Origin of the sequence: Vibrio albus (genome assembly GCF_003144035.1) — a bacterium.
Lineage (GTDB): Bacteria > Pseudomonadota > Gammaproteobacteria > Enterobacterales > Vibrionaceae > Vibrio > Vibrio albus.
This window is the reverse complement of record NZ_QFWT01000001.1, coordinates 311888-331587: the sequence shown is the minus strand read 5'-3', so window position 1 is coordinate 331587 and position 19700 is coordinate 311888. Positions and strand designations below refer to the sequence as shown.

At 46.0% G+C, this 19700-nt stretch carries 17 protein-coding genes; 11 read left to right on the top strand and 6 right to left on the bottom strand.

Annotated features, from left to right (window positions below; translation table 11 throughout):
• Positions 1 to 133: 133 nt before the first annotated feature.
• The 4 genes from DI392_RS01430 to DI392_RS01415 all read left to right on the top strand — a co-directional run bounded on the left by DI392_RS01430 (position 134) and on the right by DI392_RS01415 (position 4072).
• Positions 134 to 550 (top strand): CBS domain-containing protein, encoded by a 417-nt coding sequence (locus tag DI392_RS01430; protein WP_109318122.1) that lies wholly within the window; start codon positions 134 to 136, stop codon positions 548 to 550.
• A gap of 296 nt (positions 551 to 846) precedes the next feature.
• The gene (locus DI392_RS01425) at positions 847 to 2265 is read left to right on the top strand and encodes an SLC13 family permease (RefSeq protein ID WP_109318121.1); all 1419 of its coding nucleotides are present in this window, start codon (positions 847 to 849) and stop codon (positions 2263 to 2265) included.
• A gap of 3 nt (positions 2266 to 2268) precedes the next feature.
• The gene (locus tag DI392_RS01420; protein WP_109318120.1) at positions 2269 to 3594 is read left to right on the top strand and encodes an ATP-binding protein; all 1326 of its coding nucleotides are present in this window, start codon (positions 2269 to 2271) and stop codon (positions 3592 to 3594) included.
• Between the two features lies 1 nt (position 3595).
• Complete coding sequence (locus DI392_RS01415; protein ID WP_109318119.1) at positions 3596 to 4072, top strand: response regulator; 477 nt, start codon at positions 3596 to 3598, stop codon at positions 4070 to 4072.
• Between the two features lie 151 nt (positions 4073 to 4223).
• Here DI392_RS01415 and udp read toward each other — a convergent pair whose 3' ends face one another.
• The 3 genes from udp to DI392_RS01400 all read right to left on the bottom strand — a co-directional run bounded on the left by udp (position 4224) and on the right by DI392_RS01400 (position 8442).
• On the bottom strand, positions 4224 to 4997 hold the full coding sequence (gene udp / locus DI392_RS01410) for a uridine phosphorylase (protein WP_109318118.1): 774 nt from the start codon (positions 4995 to 4997) through the stop codon (positions 4224 to 4226).
• 135 nt (positions 4998 to 5132) lie between these two features.
• Positions 5133 to 6293, bottom strand: coding sequence for a Card1-like endonuclease domain-containing protein (locus tag DI392_RS01405; RefSeq protein WP_109318117.1), 1161 nt, complete (start codon positions 6291 to 6293; stop codon positions 5133 to 5135).
• 157 nt (positions 6294 to 6450) lie between these two features.
• The gene (locus DI392_RS01400; protein WP_109318116.1) at positions 6451 to 8442 is read right to left on the bottom strand and encodes a methyl-accepting chemotaxis protein; all 1992 of its coding nucleotides are present in this window, start codon (positions 8440 to 8442) and stop codon (positions 6451 to 6453) included.
• A 219-nt stretch (positions 8443 to 8661) separates the two neighbouring features.
• Here DI392_RS01400 and hinT point away from each other — a divergent pair, with 219 nt between their 5' ends.
• The 7 genes from hinT (at position 8662) to DI392_RS01365 (ending at position 14625) form a co-directional block, all read left to right on the top strand.
• Entirely contained in the window at positions 8662 to 9015 is a 354-nt protein-coding gene (hinT, locus tag DI392_RS01395; protein WP_109318115.1) for a purine nucleoside phosphoramidase, read from the top strand.
• A gap of 111 nt (positions 9016 to 9126) precedes the next feature.
• Positions 9127 to 10530: a COG3014 family protein gene (locus DI392_RS01390; protein WP_109318114.1), complete on the top strand. Its 1404-nt coding sequence runs from the start codon at positions 9127 to 9129 to the stop codon at positions 10528 to 10530.
• A complete protein-coding gene (locus tag DI392_RS01385) occupies positions 10531 to 10935 on the top strand; it encodes a YcfL family putative periplasmic lipoprotein (RefSeq protein ID WP_109318113.1) in 405 nt (134 codons plus the stop codon). It begins immediately after the preceding gene.
• Positions 10936 to 10950: 15 nt separating this feature from the next.
• Positions 10951 to 11541, top strand: coding sequence for a penicillin-binding protein activator LpoB (gene lpoB, locus DI392_RS01380; protein WP_109318112.1), 591 nt, complete (start codon positions 10951 to 10953; stop codon positions 11539 to 11541).
• 20 nt (positions 11542 to 11561) lie between these two features.
• Positions 11562 to 12413: a phosphotransferase gene (locus tag DI392_RS01375; RefSeq protein ID WP_245883920.1), complete on the top strand. Its 852-nt coding sequence runs from the start codon at positions 11562 to 11564 to the stop codon at positions 12411 to 12413.
• Positions 12414 to 12487: 74 nt separating this feature from the next.
• Entirely contained in the window at positions 12488 to 13030 is a 543-nt protein-coding gene (gene ycfP / locus DI392_RS01370) for an alpha/beta hydrolase YcfP (RefSeq protein WP_109318110.1), read from the top strand.
• A 308-nt stretch (positions 13031 to 13338) separates the two neighbouring features.
• Positions 13339 to 14625: an NAD(P)/FAD-dependent oxidoreductase gene (locus DI392_RS01365; protein WP_109318109.1), complete on the top strand. Its 1287-nt coding sequence runs from the start codon at positions 13339 to 13341 to the stop codon at positions 14623 to 14625.
• Between the two features lie 153 nt (positions 14626 to 14778).
• On the opposite strand, the gene DI392_RS01360 is transcribed toward DI392_RS01365, so the two are convergent.
• The 3 genes from DI392_RS01360 to mfd all read right to left on the bottom strand — a co-directional run bounded on the left by DI392_RS01360 (position 14779) and on the right by mfd (position 19695).
• Positions 14779 to 15327 carry a GNAT family N-acetyltransferase gene (locus DI392_RS01360; protein WP_109318108.1) on the bottom strand — a complete coding sequence of 183 codons (549 nt, stop codon included), beginning with the start codon at positions 15325 to 15327 and terminating at the stop codon, positions 14779 to 14781.
• The gene (locus tag DI392_RS01355) at positions 15324 to 16148 is read right to left on the bottom strand and encodes a peptidoglycan binding protein CsiV (RefSeq protein WP_109318107.1); all 825 of its coding nucleotides are present in this window, start codon (positions 16146 to 16148) and stop codon (positions 15324 to 15326) included. The genes DI392_RS01360 and DI392_RS01355 overlap by 4 nt, the downstream gene beginning before the upstream one ends.
• A gap of 82 nt (positions 16149 to 16230) precedes the next feature.
• Complete coding sequence (gene mfd, locus DI392_RS01350) at positions 16231 to 19695, bottom strand: transcription-repair coupling factor (RefSeq protein ID WP_109318106.1); 3465 nt, start codon at positions 19693 to 19695, stop codon at positions 16231 to 16233.
• Positions 19696 to 19700 lie beyond the last annotated feature (5 nt).

The following is a 19700-nucleotide window of genomic DNA, read 5'->3' as shown; positions in this document are numbered from 1 at the left end:
CAAATAGGATTCTTTTTTTTCGGTGAGTTATGAACGATCAACGCTCGGATAAAATCGTAATTTTTATTTAGTAAAAGCCAATTTTTGAGCAACACTGTAAGTATAGATGTCGCAGTAGACTAAGGATACATATATGGAACCAATCAAAGTAAGAGATTATATGGCACGCCAGCCTATTACCTTCACACCTGATATGTCTTTAACTGCTGCACTTGATAAGGTTATCAAGTCAGAAAATCTTGGCGGACCTGTTGTTGACGCTGCAGGCAATGTCGTTGGTTATGTGTCTGAGCAAGACTTACTGGAAAAACTGATTAAAGTCAGTTACTACTGTCAGGATACTCATATTGTAAATGACTGTATGCATAAAGAAGTGCTGTCCGTATCACCGGATTTGGGGATCATTGAGCTGGCAGAGATGATGAAAGTCGGCAAGCCGAAAGTTTACCCGGTTATTGAGAATGGAAAGCTGCTTGGCATTATCACGAGACGCGACGTGTTAAGGGCCATTTCAAAGAATCTCGATGCTTGCTTCAAGCACCCGGTATAGTTTTTACTCATCTTGGGTCAGGTTTACGTTGTGATAGAAAGGTGCTTCGGTATCAGACACCTTTCTATTTTTCTAAGTTGCATATGAAGAAGAAGGTTTCTACAAGAATAATCAATAGCTTGCTTCATGTATGAAGTGATAAGGCTCATAGAAAAACTTATTTCTATACAAGAGATGAACGAAATTTGATCTGAGACCAAAAAAAGATTAACGAAATAGCAACATAATGTTTTTATGCGAAGCGGTAGAAAACCGACTTTTATTTTAAAACTATTACGTGGAAGCTTAGAATCATTATGCGTCAGTACCTTAAGTACCTAATTCCGTTAGTGATCCCTTGTCTGATACTCGTTCTCCCTCTCTCGGCATTTCCGTTTGAAGGTATAACTATTATCCAGCAGCGACTGATTGCTGTTTTTTTATTAGCTGCGCTCTGCTGGGTATTCGAACCAATCCCCATTTATGCTACTTCTGTGGTTATTATTGTGCTGGAATTGTTGTTGCTCTCCAATAAAAGCCTGATCTTTTTCCGACTGTCCGAAGGGCAATCGCATTTCGGCACCTTACTTAAATATAATGAAATAATGGCTACGTTTGCCAGCCCGATAATTATGCTGTTTCTCGGGGGGTTCTTTTTGGCTATGGCCGCGACGAAATATCGGCTTGATGTCAATTTAGCCAGAGTGTTACTGAAGCCTTTCGGGAGTAACCCTAAGTTTGTCATGCTCGGGTTGATGCTGATAACCGGTGTTTTTTCTATGTTTATGTCTAACACGGCGACTACGGCAATGATGCTTTCCATCCTTACCCCGGTACTTGCCCTGTTTGGTCCCAAAGATCCGGGGCGGGTTGGGTTTGCTCTCTGTATTCCTGTTGCAGCCAATATCGGTGGAATTGGGACGCCAATTGGTACACCGCCTAACGCAATAGCGCTGAAATACCTGGTTGGCGACTTCCATATTACTTTTGGTGAGTGGATGGGATTTGGCGTCCCCTTCGTCGTGATTATGATGGCGTTAGCCTGGTTTCTGATTAACTACCTCTACAAAGCCGATCAGCAGAGGATGGAACTGAATATCAAAGGAAAATTCCTTAAAACACCAAAAGCGATCACGGTATACATTACTTTCGGGTTGACGATAGCACTGTGGCTGATGGGTTCAATTCATGGAATGAATTCTTATACGGTTGCTATGATTCCGGTGGCGATTTTTTCTTTGACCGGGATTATTAATAAAGAAGATCTGAAGAAGATATCCTGGGACGTGCTTTGGCTGGTTTCTGGTGGTATTGCACTGGGACTCGCGCTGGACAAAACCGGATTGGCAAAACTGGTTGTGCATAGTATTCCATTTGATGCTTATTCACCGTATGTGGTGTTGTTTGGTGCTGCGTTTTTGTGTCTTATGATGGCTAACTTTATGTCTCATACCGCAACGGCTAACCTGTTGATGCCGATAATGGCAGCGCTTGGGGCTTCCATGACCTCTCTGGCTCCGCTTGGTGGCGAAATGACGTTGATTCTGGTCGTCACCTTCGCAGCGTCTCTGGGTATGTCTTTACCGATCAGTACGCCACCTAATGCACTGGCGCATGCAACCGGAAATGTTCAGAGTAGCCAGATGGCAAAAGTTGGCGTTGTGCTGGGTGTTGTCGGGGTATTGGGCAGCTTTGTTCTCGTGTGGATGCTAAACCTGGTTGGTTTTATTGGATAGCCCATGACACAGCAAGATCTCGAACGCCTGAAAGCACATTACTTTGATTGCCCGGAAAGAAAAGTATGGATTGCGGCGAATAAGGTGTTGTTAGAGCAACATGAGACCAATCGAAGACTCTACTATGTTCGCTCAGGGAAGCTTGATGGTTATGTGCGTGATGAGCAGGAAGAGCTGGTTATCCGGGTATTTACCGCTGAAGCGGGTGCGTTCATAGGTGTATACAGTTTTTTTTCGGGAACTCAGAAAGCATCGTCAACGGTTATAGCCCGGGAGAACTCAGAACTGGCATGGGTGGATCTGGATACGAAACCGGCTGAACCGGACGTTTATGGCCCATTACTGACTCAGTTCACCCCTGTGATCGTCAATGAGCTGTATCAACGGCAGATGAGTACCATGCATGAGGCTATAGCCAAAGAACGAGCTCTGCAGAAACTGTATACAGCAGAGCAGATGACAACGTTAGGGCAGTTGGCTGCAGGGATTGCTCACGAACTGAATAATGCGGTCGGAGTGCTGAACAGTAAAACTGAGCGTATGCAAGTAGTGATTGAGGATTTGTTAGATACGGTACACCCTGATGCCCGGATGTTTTTTCAGCAAGGGTTACGGCAAGGCCAGGCTTTGAGCTCTGCAGAAGTTCGTAACCGAGCAAGAAAGCTGGAAAGTCAGCTGGAACTTTCCAAAGAGGCTGCGCGTGCTCTGGCCCGGGCAGTGCCTAAAGGGGATATTCCTGAACCCTGGATGAAACAAGCAGAAAATGCGGTAAAGTTTTGGGAAATTGGTCGCGATCTTCGTGATATTCACCTGGCCGCGAGACACTCTGTCGGTATCGTAAAATCCGTGAAACAGTTGGGTCGCACTGATCCGGAGACAAAGGAATTGTTGGATATTAATGAGAGTATTCATAAAGCCATTTCTTTACTGCAAAGTGATCTGCGCAGGGTTTCGGTTCACCTCAGTCCGGCCACGCTTCCTAAGTTCCGAGGGTCATCCACAGAGCTCGTTCAGATTTGGGCAAATATCATAAAGAATGCCTGTGATGCGATGGCTGATGGCCCTGAACCTGAGATCGAAATCACGACCCGCCATACAAACAAACGTATTTTGGTCACCATCGCCAATAACGGGCCAGAGATAGATGAAATGACAAGAAGGCGAATGTTTCAGCCCGATTTTACGACAAAGAAAGGTGGTCTTTCTTTTGGATTAGGATTAGGGCTGTCTATCGTGAAACGAATTATCAGTGGTTATGCAGGTAGCATTGCAGTTAAGAGCAGTGCAGAGAAGACGATTTTTAGGATTAAACTGCCAATTGAGGATTAATATGGAAAAATTAAATCTGATCTGTGTGGATGATCAACGTGAGGTGCTGAGTGCGGTATTACAGGATCTGGAATCATTAGGTAATTGGCTTAATATTGAGGACTGTGAATCGGCTGATGAAGCTCTGGAGTTGATGGACGAGCTTGATGCCGAAGGCGAGTATATTGCGGTCGTAGTATCCGACCATGTTATGCCTGGTAAAACCGGAGTGGAATTATTATCGGAGATTTCCGGAGATGCGCGCTTTAGTAATACAAAAAAAATACTATTGACCGGGCAAGCGACACATAGGGATACGATTGCTGCAATAAACCAGGCACGTATAGAAAGCTATTTTGAAAAGCCATGGAATGCAGAAGAGCTTCGAAACCGGGTGCTAACTCTGGTGACAGAATACATTTTTGATTGTGGGCTGGATCATTCAGAGATACAGAGCCTGCTTGATCAAAGTGTGGTACTTAAACGCCTACACCCGTAATTGTATTTACGTTAAAAATATGAACAACTTCTGTTTGATCGCGTGGATTACAATAGGTGTATTCAGGCCGATAGCACGCCTTGATGAAAGGCCCTGACGTTCAGGAAGAGGTATCAGGGCTTGTATGTATTAATGCCTTGTCTGGCAAAAATTATCGGTGTTGAGACGACAATAGCTTGTGTGCTGCGTCGACGACTACTTTGATTGATCGGGCTTCTGTTTCTTTCAGGGTGGCGTGGTCCGGGATTTCTTTCTGTGTACGGTTGATAATGACACCGGCAACACAACCGGCTTTCAGTCCTGAGCTGGCACACATGGTTAACAGTGTGGCGGATTCCATTTCAAAGTTTAGAACGCCCATTTCCTGCCACTCTTTCATTGAGCCTTTAAAACGGCTAACAACCCGACCAGAGAAAGTGTCATAACGTTCCTGACCCGGATAAAAAGTATCGCTGGAAGCGGTTATTCCCATGTGAACGTCTGCACCAGACTCTTCAACAGCCTCTTTCATTGCGGTCGCAACATCAAAATCTGCAACAGCAGGAAATTCCATTGGAGCGAAGTGTAAGCTTGCGCCATCAAGACGAACAGAGCCAGTCGTTACTATCATATCGCCGACATGGACATTTGGCTGGATGGCTCCGGTGGTTCCGACTCGCAGGAAGGTGCGAACGCCCAACTGGGCAAGTTCTTCAACCGCTATTGATGTTGAAGGGCCTCCAATTCCTGTTGAGCATACAACAACCGGGTAGCTATCCAGTTCAGCAAGATAGATGGTGTATTCTCGGTGACTGGCGAGAAACTTAGGGTTATCCATCTCTTCTGCTATTTTTTGCACTCTTGCCGGATCTCCGGGAATAATCGCAAGGGTTGCGCCATTAAGTTCTTCTTCGGTAATACCAAGGTGAAAAACGGCCTGAGACATAGTTAGCTCCTGTTTGGAATAGTGCAATACAAGAGCTAACTCTAGCTTAGATTTGGGGGTGTTGGTGTGATTGTTGTCACTGTCTACGTTGTAATAATAGAGTTAATTGCATGAATATGTGATTAATATCTCACTTTAAAGGTCTTCATGTCCACCCGCTTCAGTAAACCAAGTCGTCAGATGGGCTTTCAGATCTTTAAGTTCATCAGGGCCAATAAGTGCCAGTCCCAGATCTTCGGCCCGGGTGATATCGTTATGACGAAGGGGACGGAAGCTGACCAGCATAGCACGAGCCTGAATACCACCTAACAGATCTCGCAGGGATTCAAGTTTATACAGTGTGTCGTCACCATCGTCCCGCATGCCTTTGGTTTTACACTCGATAATATGGAGTTTGTTGTTGACCACTGTCGCAACATCCAGCTCATTACGCACTTCACGTTCGCCGAGTTGACGATAAACCTGCACATTCAGAGAACGGTCCTGAATTGTTGGAAGCTGACTCTGGATTTGTTTGACAGTGCTGTGGACCAGAGTTTCCAACCATTCGCCATTGGAGAAACGCCGGGTATCTTCACTTGAAAAAGTAAGGGTGCCGTTTTCATAACGTGCTAATCCGGCTTCGACCAGATCGGAAAGCAGGATATTCAGCTCGCGATAGCCCTGCTGTTTTTCTGTCAGCTCGACGTCCAGCTTTTGTTCTTTTCGGCAAGTGGTTGCCAGATAATTGAGCGTTGCCAGTCCCGGACCTAATTCGAGTGCGTTACCCGCCCATTTCTGGCCGATGTCATATAATTTTTGGTTCAGTTGGTCCGGAATGATCTGTTCATTAAATTCAGCCCTGGCACCAAAAATAGTCAGATAATCAGAAATGGTAATTTCATCATCGACCTGAATATCAGGCAGTTCTTCCGGATATAACCAGCATATTTTGTCACTATTTGGCTCGACAACGAAAATTTCCCAGCGGTTTTTGCGGAACATTTCGTAAACCGTCAGCAGTCGGTGACGGACACCACAACTGGCATTGAGTTTAATGGATTTACCACAGGCCATGAGTTTTTGTTCGAGAACCTGAATCGATTGTTTGATCAGTGATGTATCGATAGTTTCAGGGATTTTGTAAAACTCGGTTGTGATCTGATGTTGATTTAATACTGACTCAAGCCTCTGGTACATGGCCTTTTGGGTGCAATCACCGATAAAAACAATGTGCTTGCAGAGTGCCCGTTTGTCCAGGAGAGGAGTCACCAGCCGGATTGGATCTTGATCTATGATGCCTACATGAATGGCCATACATATCCTCATTATTATTGGGAATAATATTATGGCGGGCAAAAGAATTGGGAGAAGAAAAGCCAACCATAATTTTTATATGGTACTAACCATATAAAAATCAAGGGTGAATTGTCTATAACTCACCCTTAAATGGCTAAAAAGATTTACAGAATCTTTAAAGTGTAAATTTGTGTACAAGACCTGATTGTTTTTGGGCTAGCTCTGTCAGGTTTTCGCTGACGGATGTTATTTGAGCCATTGCCTGGTGGCCATCATCGGCGATAGTACTAATGTTTTCAAGGCTGCGGGCAATCTCAGACGTAGTACTATTTTGTTCGGCAGCCGCTTCAGAAATATGTGTGCTCATCTCACTGATTTCGATAATAAGAGCCTGAATTTCCTCCATTGAACTGTTGGCTTTTGATGCCTGTGTAACAGATAGCTCCATATCTTCCATGCAGCTCTCAATAATATGTCCGGCAGACTCAGAGCTGGACTGGAGGTTGCTGATCATATTATCTATTTCAGTCGTTGACTCGGTTGTACGTTGTGCGAGAACCCGAACTTCGTCAGCCACAACGGCGAATCCACGTCCTTGCTCTCCGGCCCGGGCGGCCTCGATTGCCGCATTAAGCGCCAGCAGGTTGGTTTGTTCGGCGATATTCTGGATAACATCCAGAATCGATCCGATTTTGCTGCTCATGTTTCTAAGCTCGGCAACCGCATCAACGGATTGCGTTAGTCTTTGTTCAAGCTGCTGGACGGTTGTGATGTTGGCACTCATAACATTGCGGCCAGACTCGGAAGCATCACTCACCTGGTAGACTTTATCCAGTGAATTTTGAGCACTTTGAGCGACTTCTCTGACAGAATGCTCCATCTCCGTCATTGCTGTCGCAACACTGGCTGTCTGTTCTCTCTGAAGCGTCAGCTTTTCCTGCGCATTCTGTGAGGTTTGCTGGTTACTGAATGCCGCCTGAGTCAGGTTGTCTGAAGCGGCATTAATTTGAAGAAGAATATCTCGCAGGTTATTCGCAAGAGAGTTGATATGTTGACTGACCCGGCCAAATTCATTGTCATGACGAACATCAATACGGGCGGTCATGTCTCCTTGTGCCAGTGCTTCAAGCACCTTAAGAATTCGGGTCAGAGGGGTGCGGACACTATGAGCAATATGGTAACCAATACCGATGGCGATGAGTATAACCACAGAACCGATGATGAGAGCTTTTTGCAGAGCTGCTTTGTTGATGGTATCGGATTCGGCCAGCGAACTATCCAGTTGCTTTGTTGCGACCGCAGTAAACCTATCCAGTATCAACATTGCCTCGTCGATATCCTGAGTCAGGTTGGAAATATTGTTGTATAAACGTTCACGGGCAGTCAAATAGGAATAGTGCAGATCTAAAACCCCCCCTTTTTTGCCCATATCCTGAGTAAACTGAGTCACAGACTCATCGAAGAGTTGTTTTAGAGATGGTATCTGAGCCGTCAGGCCATTGTAGGCATTATTCAGGTGGACGATCGCTTTTTTGTTTTGCTGAATGGCTTTGCTAATGGCGCTGGTATCCTGGCTGGCAAGCGCATCTGACGTGTTTACTTCAGCCTGTTTCAACTTAATAAAGTAATTTTTGGCAATCATCATGACGGCGAGGCTGTTCTGATCGTCAACGTACGATTTCATTTCGACTCTGAGTTTTTGGCTGAGAGTATGAAACCGGCGAGTTGCCTGATTCAGCTCTGTTTCAGCGGTAAACATGTGCTGGTAATTATCCATCGCTTCTTTGGCTTCAGAAAAATACCGATGTTCAATGGTTATTAATGTCTCTGTTTCCTGTTTCAGTTCCGGAAATAGTTTACTGGCAGATTCCAGTTGTTTGAGGGCCTGTTCAAAGCGTTCTTGATTGGCAGAGAACTCGTTACGAGTTTGATCCATTTTTTCCTTATTCTGGGTTGTCAGGAAATCTTTAAACGCTTTATCTGAGGAAAGCAGTTCGACGCTGGTTTGGTTGGAAATTGTAAGAAGGGGTATTGCCGTTGTGGTTACAGAACCAAATTTATCATTGATGTCATTCATATTTCCCAACATAGTGATAATAGTCATCACTAAGGTAAAAATAATCAGAGCAAAACCGGCATACATCCGTCTTATGACTGAGCCTTTCATCACATTCTCTCCCAAAAAATTAAAAAGACAAACTGTCTCAAAAGTGGTACAAAATAACGGTTAATGCTAAGGATTAATGGATGCACATACCTTGATTGATTACTCAAAATAAACTTATGTGAGACACTTCCTGCTTAAATTTGGAGTCAGCAGGCATTTTGATTGAGCTTTATTAAGGCATTACACATACTGAAACAAAACAAAATAGCGGAGTCATAAATGGCGGAAGAAACCATATTCAGTAAAATCATTCGTAAAGAGATTCCGGCAGATATCGTGTATCAGGATGACCTGGTTACCGCATTCAGAGATATCAGCCCGAGAGCACCAAGCCATGTTCTTATTATCCCCAACAAGTTCATCCCTACACTGAATGATATTGAGGAAGAAGACGAGCTAATGATGGGGCGCATGTTTACCGTGGCTAAAAAGCTGGCCAAAGACGAGGGGATTGATGAAGGCGGCTATCGTCTGATCATGAACTGTAATGCTCATGGCGGTCAGGAAGTATACCATATCCACATGCATCTGCTGGGTGGTCGTCCGCTTGGTCCTCTTTTGATTGATCAGTAAGGCCTGTTACTGAGCCTTAGTTGATATTCGTTAATAAAAGGGGAGGATGAACGCCTCCCTTTCTGTTCCCTGTTACCCCAATCAGTTTTGTATTCCTGATGGAGGCATCTGGTGAATCCAGTACTTAAAAAGACTCTTTTTTTATCAGTAATCAGTTTGATTACGTCATGCTCCTCTTTAACCGCAGGTAATTTATTCAGTCATTATTCGCTACAAAATCAGGTACTGTATCAGTCAGTAAAAGCGGGTCATTATCAGCAGGCGATAGAGAACCTTCCGAACTCTGTCGGTGGCGATATTCTGGACAACATGGAGAAGGGGCGGGTAGCCTTTCTGGATCAGCAATATCCCGAAAGTAAACAATACCTAGAGGAAAGTGAACGGGCCGTTCAAAAGCAACAGGATCAGGCGTTGATTTCTTTGAGTGAGTCAGCAACAGACATCGGCTCGCTCGCCGTTAATGATAATCTGACCGCTTATTCGCCGGGTGACTATGAGCTGGGCTTTTTGCACCTCTACCTTGGTTTGAATTATCTGCAGGAAAATTCGCTGGAAGGGGCATTGGTCGAAGTCAGAAAAGCCAACCTTGTTCAGGAACAGGCCAGAAAAAGCAGGGAAAAAACGCTGAAGCAGGCAGAGGCTGCGCTCAGGAAACAGGGCGTCAGTTCGAATCTTGGGGCCGTCTTATCCCATTATCCCGATGCGGGCCAGTCGCTGCAGGCAGTACAGAACGGTTATCTGCTGTACCTGTCTGCTCTGCTCTATGAAGCGGCCGATGAGTTAAACAACGCTTATGTCGATTACCGTCGTGCCCTGGCAGTGGCCCCAGACAATAAGCAGGTGATACAGGGGACTTTCCGGGTCGCAGAAAAACTGAGTATGTCTGAGGATTTGAAACAGCTGCGCAAGACGTATGGGAACAATCCAGCCAGTAGCCGGGGTCATGGGCAAATTATCGTCATTGAGGAGCAGGGTATTGTTGGTGCCAGGCACGGATGGACACTGTCACTACCTTTTTATTCCTATCAGGGAACAGCGGTACATTCGCTGGCTTTACCTTATTATCCGCCAGGAAATGAAGAACATTTTCCGGTCATCCGGTTAAATGACAAGACTCTGACCAAATCTATCCTTACGGATGTCAATCTTATGGCGAGGCAGGATCTGACAGAACGTATTCCTGCGATGGTAAGCAGACTGGTACTTCGGGTGATTGCAAAAGAGCAGTTGAGGAGAAGTGCCACTAATGGAGATGATGCCGGAAACCTGTTGTTTAATGTCTGGAATATAATAACAGAACAGCCGGATACCCGAAGCTGGCAGACATTACCATCTAAGGTATACAGTTATAGTAGTGATGTGGCTCCGGGAGAATATAAGCTTGATTTCGAACGTTCTCAAGATGGCGAGGAGGGCTACACTATAAAGGTCAAATCCGGAGAAACCGTGTTAGTCTGGCTTTCCCGGCAGGGAGAGAACGGTACGGTTTGGCATAAACCGTTGGGAGGTTTGTAAATGAATAGGTGTTTGAAAGCGTGTCTGGGACTATGTGTGTCCTTTGTTGTGGTACTGTCCGGGTGTGCGGATATTACTTCTGGTATGAGGGTGGATGGTAAGACGCAGAAGGCCGTATTTACTGATCAGGTCTTAGGAAACCGTCTGGTGGTGGATAATATCAGTACGGTTGAATTTGAGGGTAAAACCCGGGGTGTGGTATCACTAAGTAGTCAGTACGGTGGCGACCAGCATGTACAGTATCGGTTTTACTGGTATGACGATGCCGGGCTGGAAGTGAATTCTAAACAAGCAGCATGGAAAAAAGTGATTGTCCACGGCTTTGAAACTATTTCCGTTTCTGAGGTGTCAATCAATCCAGATGGTAAACAATTTCGTGTTCAGATCCGTCAGGCGGATGAGTAAAGGTAAGGTATAAGAATGAAAAAAGGTATTTTAGTATTAATCGGATTGGCTTTGGTGCTGAGTGGTTGTTCAAACAGGGTCAGTTATGGTGACGCTCAGGAAATTGAAACCACCACCATAGATTTTGGTTCCAGTGACCTGCAGAAAATTGCGTCTGAAATGGTGGACAGTATGTTGATGTCCGGAGCCGTGGGTGCCATTACTTACAATAAAAGACCCGTTGTGTTCGTTGAACGTATTAAAAATAAAACTGCAGAGCATATCGATACTGAATCAATTACTGATTCGATCAGTACTAAGATGCTGAACTCCGGCAAATTCCGGTTTGTGGATATGAATCGGGTAGAGTCTGTTCGTAAGCAGCTGAATTTCCAGAATAATGACCAGTTGGTGAACAGTAATAATGTGATTCAGTTTGGTAAAATGGTTGGTGCTGAATATATGTTGTACGGGAATCTTTCCAGTATTGTGAAAAAGGCCGGCAGCGATAAAGATGTGTACTATAAAATGACGATGCGTCTGATGGACTTAGAAACAGGCATCATCGAATGGGCGGATGAAACGGAAATTCGCAAGCAAGAGTCAAAAAGTCTGCTCGGATTCTGAGGGAATGTTCAGTGGCAAAAATGAGCTGGGAAGAAGCCCGGTCACTCGATGAATCCCTCATGTCGCTGGACGATTTTTTTACAGAATCTCCATGCCTTGTAGAAGTGCTTTCCGGGGGGCTGACCAACCGCTGCTGGAAGTTAGCGATGCAGGATGGCCGTGCTTATGTGTGGCGGCCAGTCTCATCGGTTTCTCAGGCTTATGGAATATCCAGGGTACAGGAATACCGTCTTCTGGATGCCCTGAAGACCTCTCAATTTACTCCCCAACCCGTTTTTCTCAATGCTCACGGGCTATTGGTTGAATGGGTCGACGGAGGTGTTCTGCACTCTCCTCTCCATGAATTTCAGCTGATTGGGATGCTGGTCAGGATACACTCCGTGGAGGTGCGTGATAAGCCGATTCCCCATTTCTCTTATACTTCAAAGGTGGATGGATACTGGTATCAGCTTAAACCAGAGTTTAAGGACAATGAATATACGGCTTTGTACACCCGGTGGCGTGAACTACCGGTCGTAGAGCCCGTTCAGCCAACGCTTTGCCACCATGATTTCGGTCATTATAACCTTATAGAGACTGACAAAGGTCTGAAGGTTATCGACTGGGAGTACGCCGGAGTGGGAGACCCGCGTATGGATTTGGCGATGATGATAGACATAGAACAACTGAATATGCCTTCGGCTGTGGTCAACTACTGTAAAATACGTGGAATCGAAAACGCTGATATCTGGATTCAGGGGGTCAATGCGTGGAAACCACATCACCAGATGATGAGTATGCTCTGGTATTTGCTCGGGTACCAGATATGGCGTGATGAAAGTTATTTATATCATGCCCAACAGCTAAAGATCGCACTTAATTCTTTGAGATAGATTGTGTTTCGAAGACAAGACTTTTAAGCTAATAGAAATAAGTGCGCAACTATAACAATGATGAGGGAAGCAGCATGATTATTTACCTTCACGGCTTTGATTCAACCAGCCCGGGTAACCATGAGAAGGTGTTACAGCTTGAGTTTATTGATGATGATGTACGTTTTGTCAGTTACAGTACGCTTCATCCTAAGCATGATATGCAGCACCTTCTAAAGGAAGTGAATAAGGCGATTCAGTTATCTGATGACCCAAACCCGCTCATTTGTGGGGTAGGGCTGGGTGGTTACTGGTCGGAAAGGGTTGGTTTTTTATGTGGTATCAAACAGGTGATGTTTAACCCTAACCTTCACCCTGAAAATAATATGGAAGGTAAGATTGATCGCCCGGAAGAATACGAAGATATTGCGACCAAATGTGTAGAAAAGTTCCGCACCAAAAATAAGGGGCGCTGTATGGTGATTTTGTCTACTCATGATGAAGCGTTAGACAGTAAGGCCACCGCAGAAGAGCTGGCACCATACTACGACGTTGTCTGGGATGATCAGGAGACTCACAAATTTAAAAAGATTTCTCATCACTTACAGACGATAAAAGCGTTTAAAGAGAAAGAGTAGTCTATAGTGAAAAAATGCTTTTGATGCCCCCTCGTGATGCCAGATTCATAAGGGGGCATTTTGTTATGTATTTATGTAGATATATATGTATTCATATGGATATATAAAGTAAATACTTTCTTTTTCTGCTTGCTATCAGGATATCCCTCGCTATAATGTGCCTATTCAAATAAAATTGATATATATCAAAAAAAGTTGATTTTATTAGGCTGGAGTCATGTTGCATCAGGTGCAGCAGATAACGAGAACGGAAAAAGACTCGGGCCCGAAACTGATTTTTATTTTTAGTTTTTGAGAGGAGCGATGTTATGACTCGCATTATTGTTGTTGGTGGTGGTGCTGGTGGTTTAGAGCTGGCAACTAAATTAGGCAGAACCATGGGCCGGAAAGGCACTGCACAAGTGACTCTGGTAGACAGAAAAGCCAGCCACCTGTGGAAACCTCTGTTACATGAAGTTGCAACCGGCACTATGGATGAAGGGGTTGATGCTCTGAGCTACCGTGCTCATGCGAAAAATCACCACTTCAACTTCACATTGGGTAGCCTGCAAGATATCGATCGGGAACGCAAAGTGATTGTACTGGGTGAAGAGAAAGACGAATACGGTGAGTTGCTGCTGCCAAAAAGAGAGCTGGAGTATGATTTTCTGGTTCTGGCTATCGGCTCTACTTCGAATGATTTCAATACCGCTGGTGTGAAAGATAACTGCATCTTCCTGGATAGCCCTGAACAGGCACATCGTTTCCGCCGGGAAATGAACAATGAGATCCTTAAGCTGCATACGAATAACGGTAATGGTACGGTTGATATCGCCATTGTTGGTGCTGGGGCAACCGGTGTAGAACTTTCTGCAGAGTTGCACAATGCCGTAAAAGAGATGCAGTCATACGGATTTGATGTTGATTCAAGCAAGCTGAATGTCAGCCTGGTTGAGGCTGGTGAGCGTATCTTGCCGGCACTGCCAACCCGTATTTCTTCTGCTGCGCATCATGAGTTGACGAAACTGGGTGTGAAAGTCCGTACAGCAACGATGATCACTCAGGCTGAAAAAGATGGCCTGACGACGAAGGACGGCGAAAAAATTCCGGCACAGATCATGGTGTGGGCTGCTGGGATTAAAGCACCTGACTTTATGAAAGATATTGCCGGGTTAGAAACTAACCGTATCAACCAGTTAGTGGTAAAAGAGACACTACAGACCACCCGTGATGACAGCATCTTTGTTATTGGTGACCTGGCACAGTGCACACAGCCAGACGGGTCATTTGTTCCCCCTCGAGCTCAGGCTGCGCACCAGATGGCGAGCCAGGCTTACATCAATATGCGCGCACTGATGACGGGTAAAAAGATGAAGCCATATATCTATAAGGATCATGGCTCTCTGGTTTCACTGAGCCGCTTTTCTACCGTCGGAAGCCTGATGGGTAACCTGACGAAAGGGTCAATGATGGTGGAAGGGCGGATTGCCCGCGTGGTGTATATTTCCTTGTATCGTATGCACCAAATGGCATTGCATGGCATGTTTAAGACCGCACTGATGATGTTGGTCGGCCGTATTAACCGGGTGTTGAGACCGAACCTGAAGTTGCATTAATAGCCGTTCAGTATTCAGAAAAACCGCCTTCAATGGCGGTTTTTTTTACTTTCTTATACACTTTTTACTTCCTTATATACAAATAAGGACCAGATACATAAAAAAGGATCAGATACATAAAGAAGGACTAGCCCGGATAGGGCAAAAATCGTCCTAGAAAGTGTCTTCCGGAATAATTGAAAAGATCAGGCCAGCTTTGGGTTTTCCGTCAAAAATAAAGCGGTTTCTGAAGATACCTTCTTTCACGGCTCCGCATCGTGTAGCCAGATGGTGGCTGGTGACATTGTCCGGATCGCAGATAATCTCCAGCCGGGTCAGTTTTAGCTGACTGAAACTGAACTCAATCAAGGCATCCAGTGCTTCTTTTCCGTACCCCTGCTGCTGATATTCGTCGGCCACCCAGTAGCCGATACTGGCCATATTAAAGCTGCGGTAAAACTCCGATATCGCTACCATGCCGATTAAAGCCTTATCACTTTTTCGGAACAGGCCAAAACCATAGGACAGATCTTTGACCCAATTCAGTTGGTTCGCGGTAATGAACTTTTCCGCTTCCTGCTTATCAAAGCTGGGTGAGCACCAGTCAAGCCACTGATGGAGGGAGGGGGAAATCGATATTACGTCTGCCAGAGGCCCCGCTTCTTCAATAATCGGTAACCGAAGGGTGAGCCTCTGCGTATAGATAGAAAAATGAGTTCTCACTCTGTCTTCTCTTTGACCTTACGTACCTGAAGGACAATTCCCATCAATGGATGATCAAGATAATGGGTTTCGCCGCTTCGCATCCGTCGTTTTTGCTTCATCCGGTAGCTTTTCAGGAATTTTTCAACCTGAACCGTTGGAGAGACGGACTCAAGATTGCCAAACTGGACGGTAGTATCATTCGTCACTTCAGGTTCTGCGGGCAGGTCCAGTTCTTTGTCTTCCAGAATGACTTCCCGGACACTCGGAGCTTTCAGATCCAGTTCGGATTCCAGAAACAGATAATGCTGTACATAAATCTGAAGTTTTCCATCCAGTTCGTACAGAGGGTTATCTATGGTTTTTTCTTCAACGCCACTGAGGTTTAACTCATTTTCCACACTGGTATCAGTTATGCCTGTTTCAGAGAAGGTGGTATCAGGTTTTTTTTCACTGCCATCCGGATGGTAATCAGCAGAATAGTCGTGTCCGGCCATTATATGGAATACCGGAGCACTTCCTTTACCTTCATCACCCTGCCGCCATGCGGTATGAACCAGCACCTGATATCCGGCATGTCGTCTGAGCTGCTCTTCCTGTTCAGTGAGCTGATACTCTGTCTGCGGAAGCAGGGTGACGCCTTTCGCCTCCAGATATTCATTATTCTGCAATAACGCCGCATGGCTCAGATCAATCTCAGGCAGCTTATCCGGCCAGGACTCCTGAAGGTTCTCTGCATCCACAGCTCGTTTAAAAATAATTACTTCAATATCAAACTGTCTTTCTGCGGTAAGGCCCGGCAGAGTAATAAAAAGCAACAGTAGTGGGATCAGTTTTCTCATTTTGACTCCGCAAACCGGGCTTGTATCAGACCCGGGTGTTTATATTCAAAAAAACATCTATACTCGATAGCTTGCATCTGGTTTAAGCTGCAGGCAGGCGGTTCTGCCTGAACTGTTCAAATAAATCGGTAATAAAACGAATTCTTTCTCTTCGGTCAGTTAATGATACAGAGAACTTAATCTTCGTTGGTCCGTCCATACTATATTGTTGAGGGGAAGACTGAAGAAGTTTAACCAAAAACATAGGGTTAATGTCAGCATTTGGATAAAACTCTATATATCCCCCCTTATCATGCGCTTCAATTTTTTTAATACGCAATTGGGCCGCTTCCAGCTTAACTTCGCTCACAGAAAGCAAGTTTTGTGTTGCATCCGGAAGAAGACCGAAGCGATCTATCAGTTCGACCTTCATTTCAGATAGTTCACCGGCATCTTTAACACTGGCGATACGCTTATATGTAGACAGCCGGGTATTAATGTCCGGAATATAGTCGTCAGGCAGCAGAGCGGGTATTCTCAGTTCAACTTCGGTCTGCTCTTTCAACAGCTCGTCAAGAGACGGCTCTTTGCCTTCTTTGAGCGCTTCGACGGCTTGTTCCAGCATATCCATATACAAAGTAAAGCCGACAGATTGTATCTGACCACTTTGTTCATCCCCCAGAAGCTCACCGGCTCCACGGATCTCTAAGTCGTGGGTTGCGAGGGTAAAGCCCGCTCCCAGATCTTCAAGGGAGGCGATGGCGTCCAGACGTTTAATGGCGTCTTTGGTCATGGCTTTCGGATGAGGCGTCAGCAGGTAGGCATAAGCCTGGTGGTGTGAGCGACCCACACGTCCCCGAAGCTGGTGTAGTTGTGCCAGACCGAGGTTATCTGCACGGTCCATGATAATGGTATTCGCTGTGGGTACATCAATCCCGGTTTCAATAATGGTGGTACAGACCAGAAGATTAAAACGCTGGTGGTAAAAATCATTCATGATTTTTTCCAGTTCGCGTTCCCGCATCTGGCCGTGAGCCGTGGTTATCCGGGCTTCAGGGATTAATTTCTCCAGATCAGCGGCGACTTTATCAATAGTCTCTACCTGATTGTGCAGGAAGTATACCTGACCACCACGCATGATCTCCCTGAGAACGGCTTCGCGGATGACACTCTCTTCGCGCTGGCGGACAAAGGTTTTAATCGCCAGACGACGGGCTGGTGGTGTGGCGATAATGGATAGATCGCGCATGCCACTCATGGCCATATTCAGCGTTCGCGGGATCGGTGTTGCCGTCAGGGTCAGAATATCGACATCGGCGCGCATGGCTTTGACCTTCTCTTTCTGACGCACGCCAAAACGGTGTTCTTCATCCACGATTAAAAGGCCGAGGTCTTTGAATTTTATGTCGTTCTGCAGCAGTTTATGGGTCCCGATAATGATATCTACTTTACCTTCTGCCACATCACCCAGGATCTGTTTTTGCTCTTTGGCAGATTTAAAGCGGGACAGTACCTCAACCCGGATCGGCAGATTGGCAAAGCGATCCCGGAAGTTTTCAAAATGCTGTTGCGCCAGTAGGGTGGTCGGTACCAGTACGGCGACCTGTTTGCTGTTATCGGTAGAGACAAAGGCCGCACGCATGGCCACCTCTGTTTTACCAAAGCCAACGTCACCACACACCAGCCGGTCCATCGCTTTTGGCTGGCACATGTCTGACATTACCGCATTGATTGCCATAGCCTGATCGTCAGTCTCTTCGAACGGGAAACCGGCTTTAAAGGTGGCATACTGGCCTCGATCCAGTGCAAATTTATAACCTGGTTTTAGCTCTCGTTTGGCGTACACATCCAGTAATTCAGCGGCAACATCGCGGACTTTTTCCGCCGCTTTACGGCGCGCTTTGGCCCACGCCTCGCCACCCAGTTTATGGATAGGGGCACTGTCTTCCGCACCGCCGGAATAGCGGCTGATCAAATTCAGTGACGCGACCGGTACATACAGCTTGGCTTCGTTCTGGTATTCCAGCGTCACATATTCAGTGATTAATCCACCGGCTTCCAGTGTTTGCAGGCCGATATAGCGGCCAATGCCGTGATCAAGGTGTACCACTGGTTGGCCCGGCTTAAGCTCTGCCAGGTGACGAATAACGGTATCACTGTTGACGGCTTTGCGATCTTTGCGTCTGCGCTGAATAACCCGGTCACCCAGCAGATCGCTTTCGCAGATCAGGGCAAAATCAGGGTTAGAATGAATAAAGCCGTGCTCGGCTGCACCAAGGAGCAGTGAAAATTTTTGTCCGGAAGTGATGGCGGTATTAAGTGAATCTGCTGCCGCAGGCTTCAGCTTTATACCTTGCAAAAGCTCCAGAAGTGCTTCCCGTCGGCCTTCTGATTCGACAGAAAAGATGATCTGACCGCTGAAGGTTTCCGTAAACTTACGCAAAGAAGCTAAGGGCTCTTTTGTTTGCTGTTGTGCAGAAAGATCCGGCAGGGCTCCCAGTTCAGGATTCATTCTGCCTGCTTTTTCTGCGGCCGGCTCTGATGTCAGTTGTGCCTGAGGTAACTGCTTAAACTGGCTGAACAGTTCATCTTTTTTCAGCCAGAGTTGTTCTGGTGGTAACAGCGGACGAAGCGGATCCACTTTTCTTTGGTCATAACGATAGTCTACATCGGTCAGGAACGTATCTATAGCCGTTTCAATATCCCCGACAGTCAGCAACTGAGTGTTGTCTGGAAGGTAGTCAAACAGAGTGTCAGTGTGGTCAAAGAAGAGTGGTTGCCAGTATTCTATACCGGCGGGCCAGGTCCCTTTGGATACCTGCATATAGACAGATTCCGGCTCGCGTCTGGCTTCAAATACCTGACGCCAGCGGATACGGAAATCTTCAATGGCGCTTTCTGATGTCGGAAACTCGTGAGCAGGTAGCAGACAAATTTCACCGATGTCATCAATGGTTCGCTGGGTCTCCGGATCAAAGGTGCGAATGGTATCTATCTCATCATCGAAAAAATCGATGCGATAAGGGCTTTCACTGCCCATAGGGAACAAATCAATGATGGAGCCCCGGCTGGCGTATTCACCCGGGCCAAAGACCTGATCGGCATGCCGGTAACCGGATTTTTCCAGCTGCAGGCGCAACTTCTCCAGAGAGTAAAGATCACCCGTCTTCACCATCAGAGTGTGCTGCATCAGAAAATCTTTTGGCGACTGCCTCTGAAGTAGTGTACTGATCGGGACAATGGTGATGCCGTCAGTTTGCGTGGGCAGTTGGTACAGTTTGGCTATACGGTCTGAGATGATTTCCTGATGAGGAGAGAAGTTATCATAAGGCAACGTTTCCCAGTCCGGGAACAGGCTCACTTCCGCCTGAGAAAATTGTTCTGTTTCACTAAGCAGTTTCAGAGCGGTTTGTGGATCGGGTACGGCAAGCAGCGTATGACCCTGATGACTGTCGGCCAGCTCAGCGATAGCAACAGACAGAGCGGCACCAGGCAGGTTTCCAACGTGTTTTTTGTCACCCGCACCAGTTGGGGTGACAAGAGAAAAAAGAGACAAATTTGCTGACATGATTC

Excerpts from the sequence above, each read along its gene's own strand:
- DI392_RS01430 (WP_109318122.1), top strand. The coding sequence starts at position 134 with ATGGAACCAATCAAAGTAAGAGATTATATGGCACGCCAGCCTATTACC.
- DI392_RS01425 (WP_109318121.1), top strand. The coding sequence starts at position 847 with ATGCGTCAGTACCTTAAGTACCTAATTCCGTTAGTGATCCCTTGTCTG.
- DI392_RS01420 (WP_109318120.1), top strand. The coding sequence starts at position 2,269 with ATGACACAGCAAGATCTCGAACGCCTGAAAGCACATTACTTTGATTGC.
- DI392_RS01415 (WP_109318119.1), top strand. The coding sequence starts at position 3,596 with ATGGAAAAATTAAATCTGATCTGTGTGGATGATCAACGTGAGGTGCTG.
- udp (WP_109318118.1), bottom strand. The coding sequence starts at position 4,997 with ATGTCTCAGGCCGTTTTTCACCTTGGTATTACCGAAGAAGAACTTAAT.
- DI392_RS01405 (WP_109318117.1), bottom strand. The coding sequence starts at position 6,293 with ATGGCCATTCATGTAGGCATCATAGATCAAGATCCAATCCGGCTGGTG.
- DI392_RS01400 (WP_109318116.1), bottom strand. The coding sequence starts at position 8,442 with ATGAAAGGCTCAGTCATAAGACGGATGTATGCCGGTTTTGCTCTGATT.
- hinT (WP_109318115.1), top strand. The coding sequence starts at position 8,662 with ATGGCGGAAGAAACCATATTCAGTAAAATCATTCGTAAAGAGATTCCG.
- DI392_RS01385 (WP_109318113.1), top strand. The coding sequence starts at position 10,531 with ATGAATAGGTGTTTGAAAGCGTGTCTGGGACTATGTGTGTCCTTTGTT.
- lpoB (WP_109318112.1), top strand. The coding sequence starts at position 10,951 with ATGAAAAAAGGTATTTTAGTATTAATCGGATTGGCTTTGGTGCTGAGT.
- DI392_RS01375 (WP_245883920.1), top strand. The coding sequence starts at position 11,562 with ATGAGCTGGGAAGAAGCCCGGTCACTCGATGAATCCCTCATGTCGCTG.
- ycfP (WP_109318110.1), top strand. The coding sequence starts at position 12,488 with ATGATTATTTACCTTCACGGCTTTGATTCAACCAGCCCGGGTAACCAT.
- DI392_RS01365 (WP_109318109.1), top strand. The coding sequence starts at position 13,339 with ATGACTCGCATTATTGTTGTTGGTGGTGGTGCTGGTGGTTTAGAGCTG.
- DI392_RS01355 (WP_109318107.1), bottom strand. The coding sequence starts at position 16,148 with ATGAGAAAACTGATCCCACTACTGTTGCTTTTTATTACTCTGCCGGGC.
- mfd (WP_109318106.1), bottom strand. The coding sequence starts at position 19,695 with ATGTCAGCAAATTTGTCTCTTTTTTCTCTTGTCACCCCAACTGGTGCG.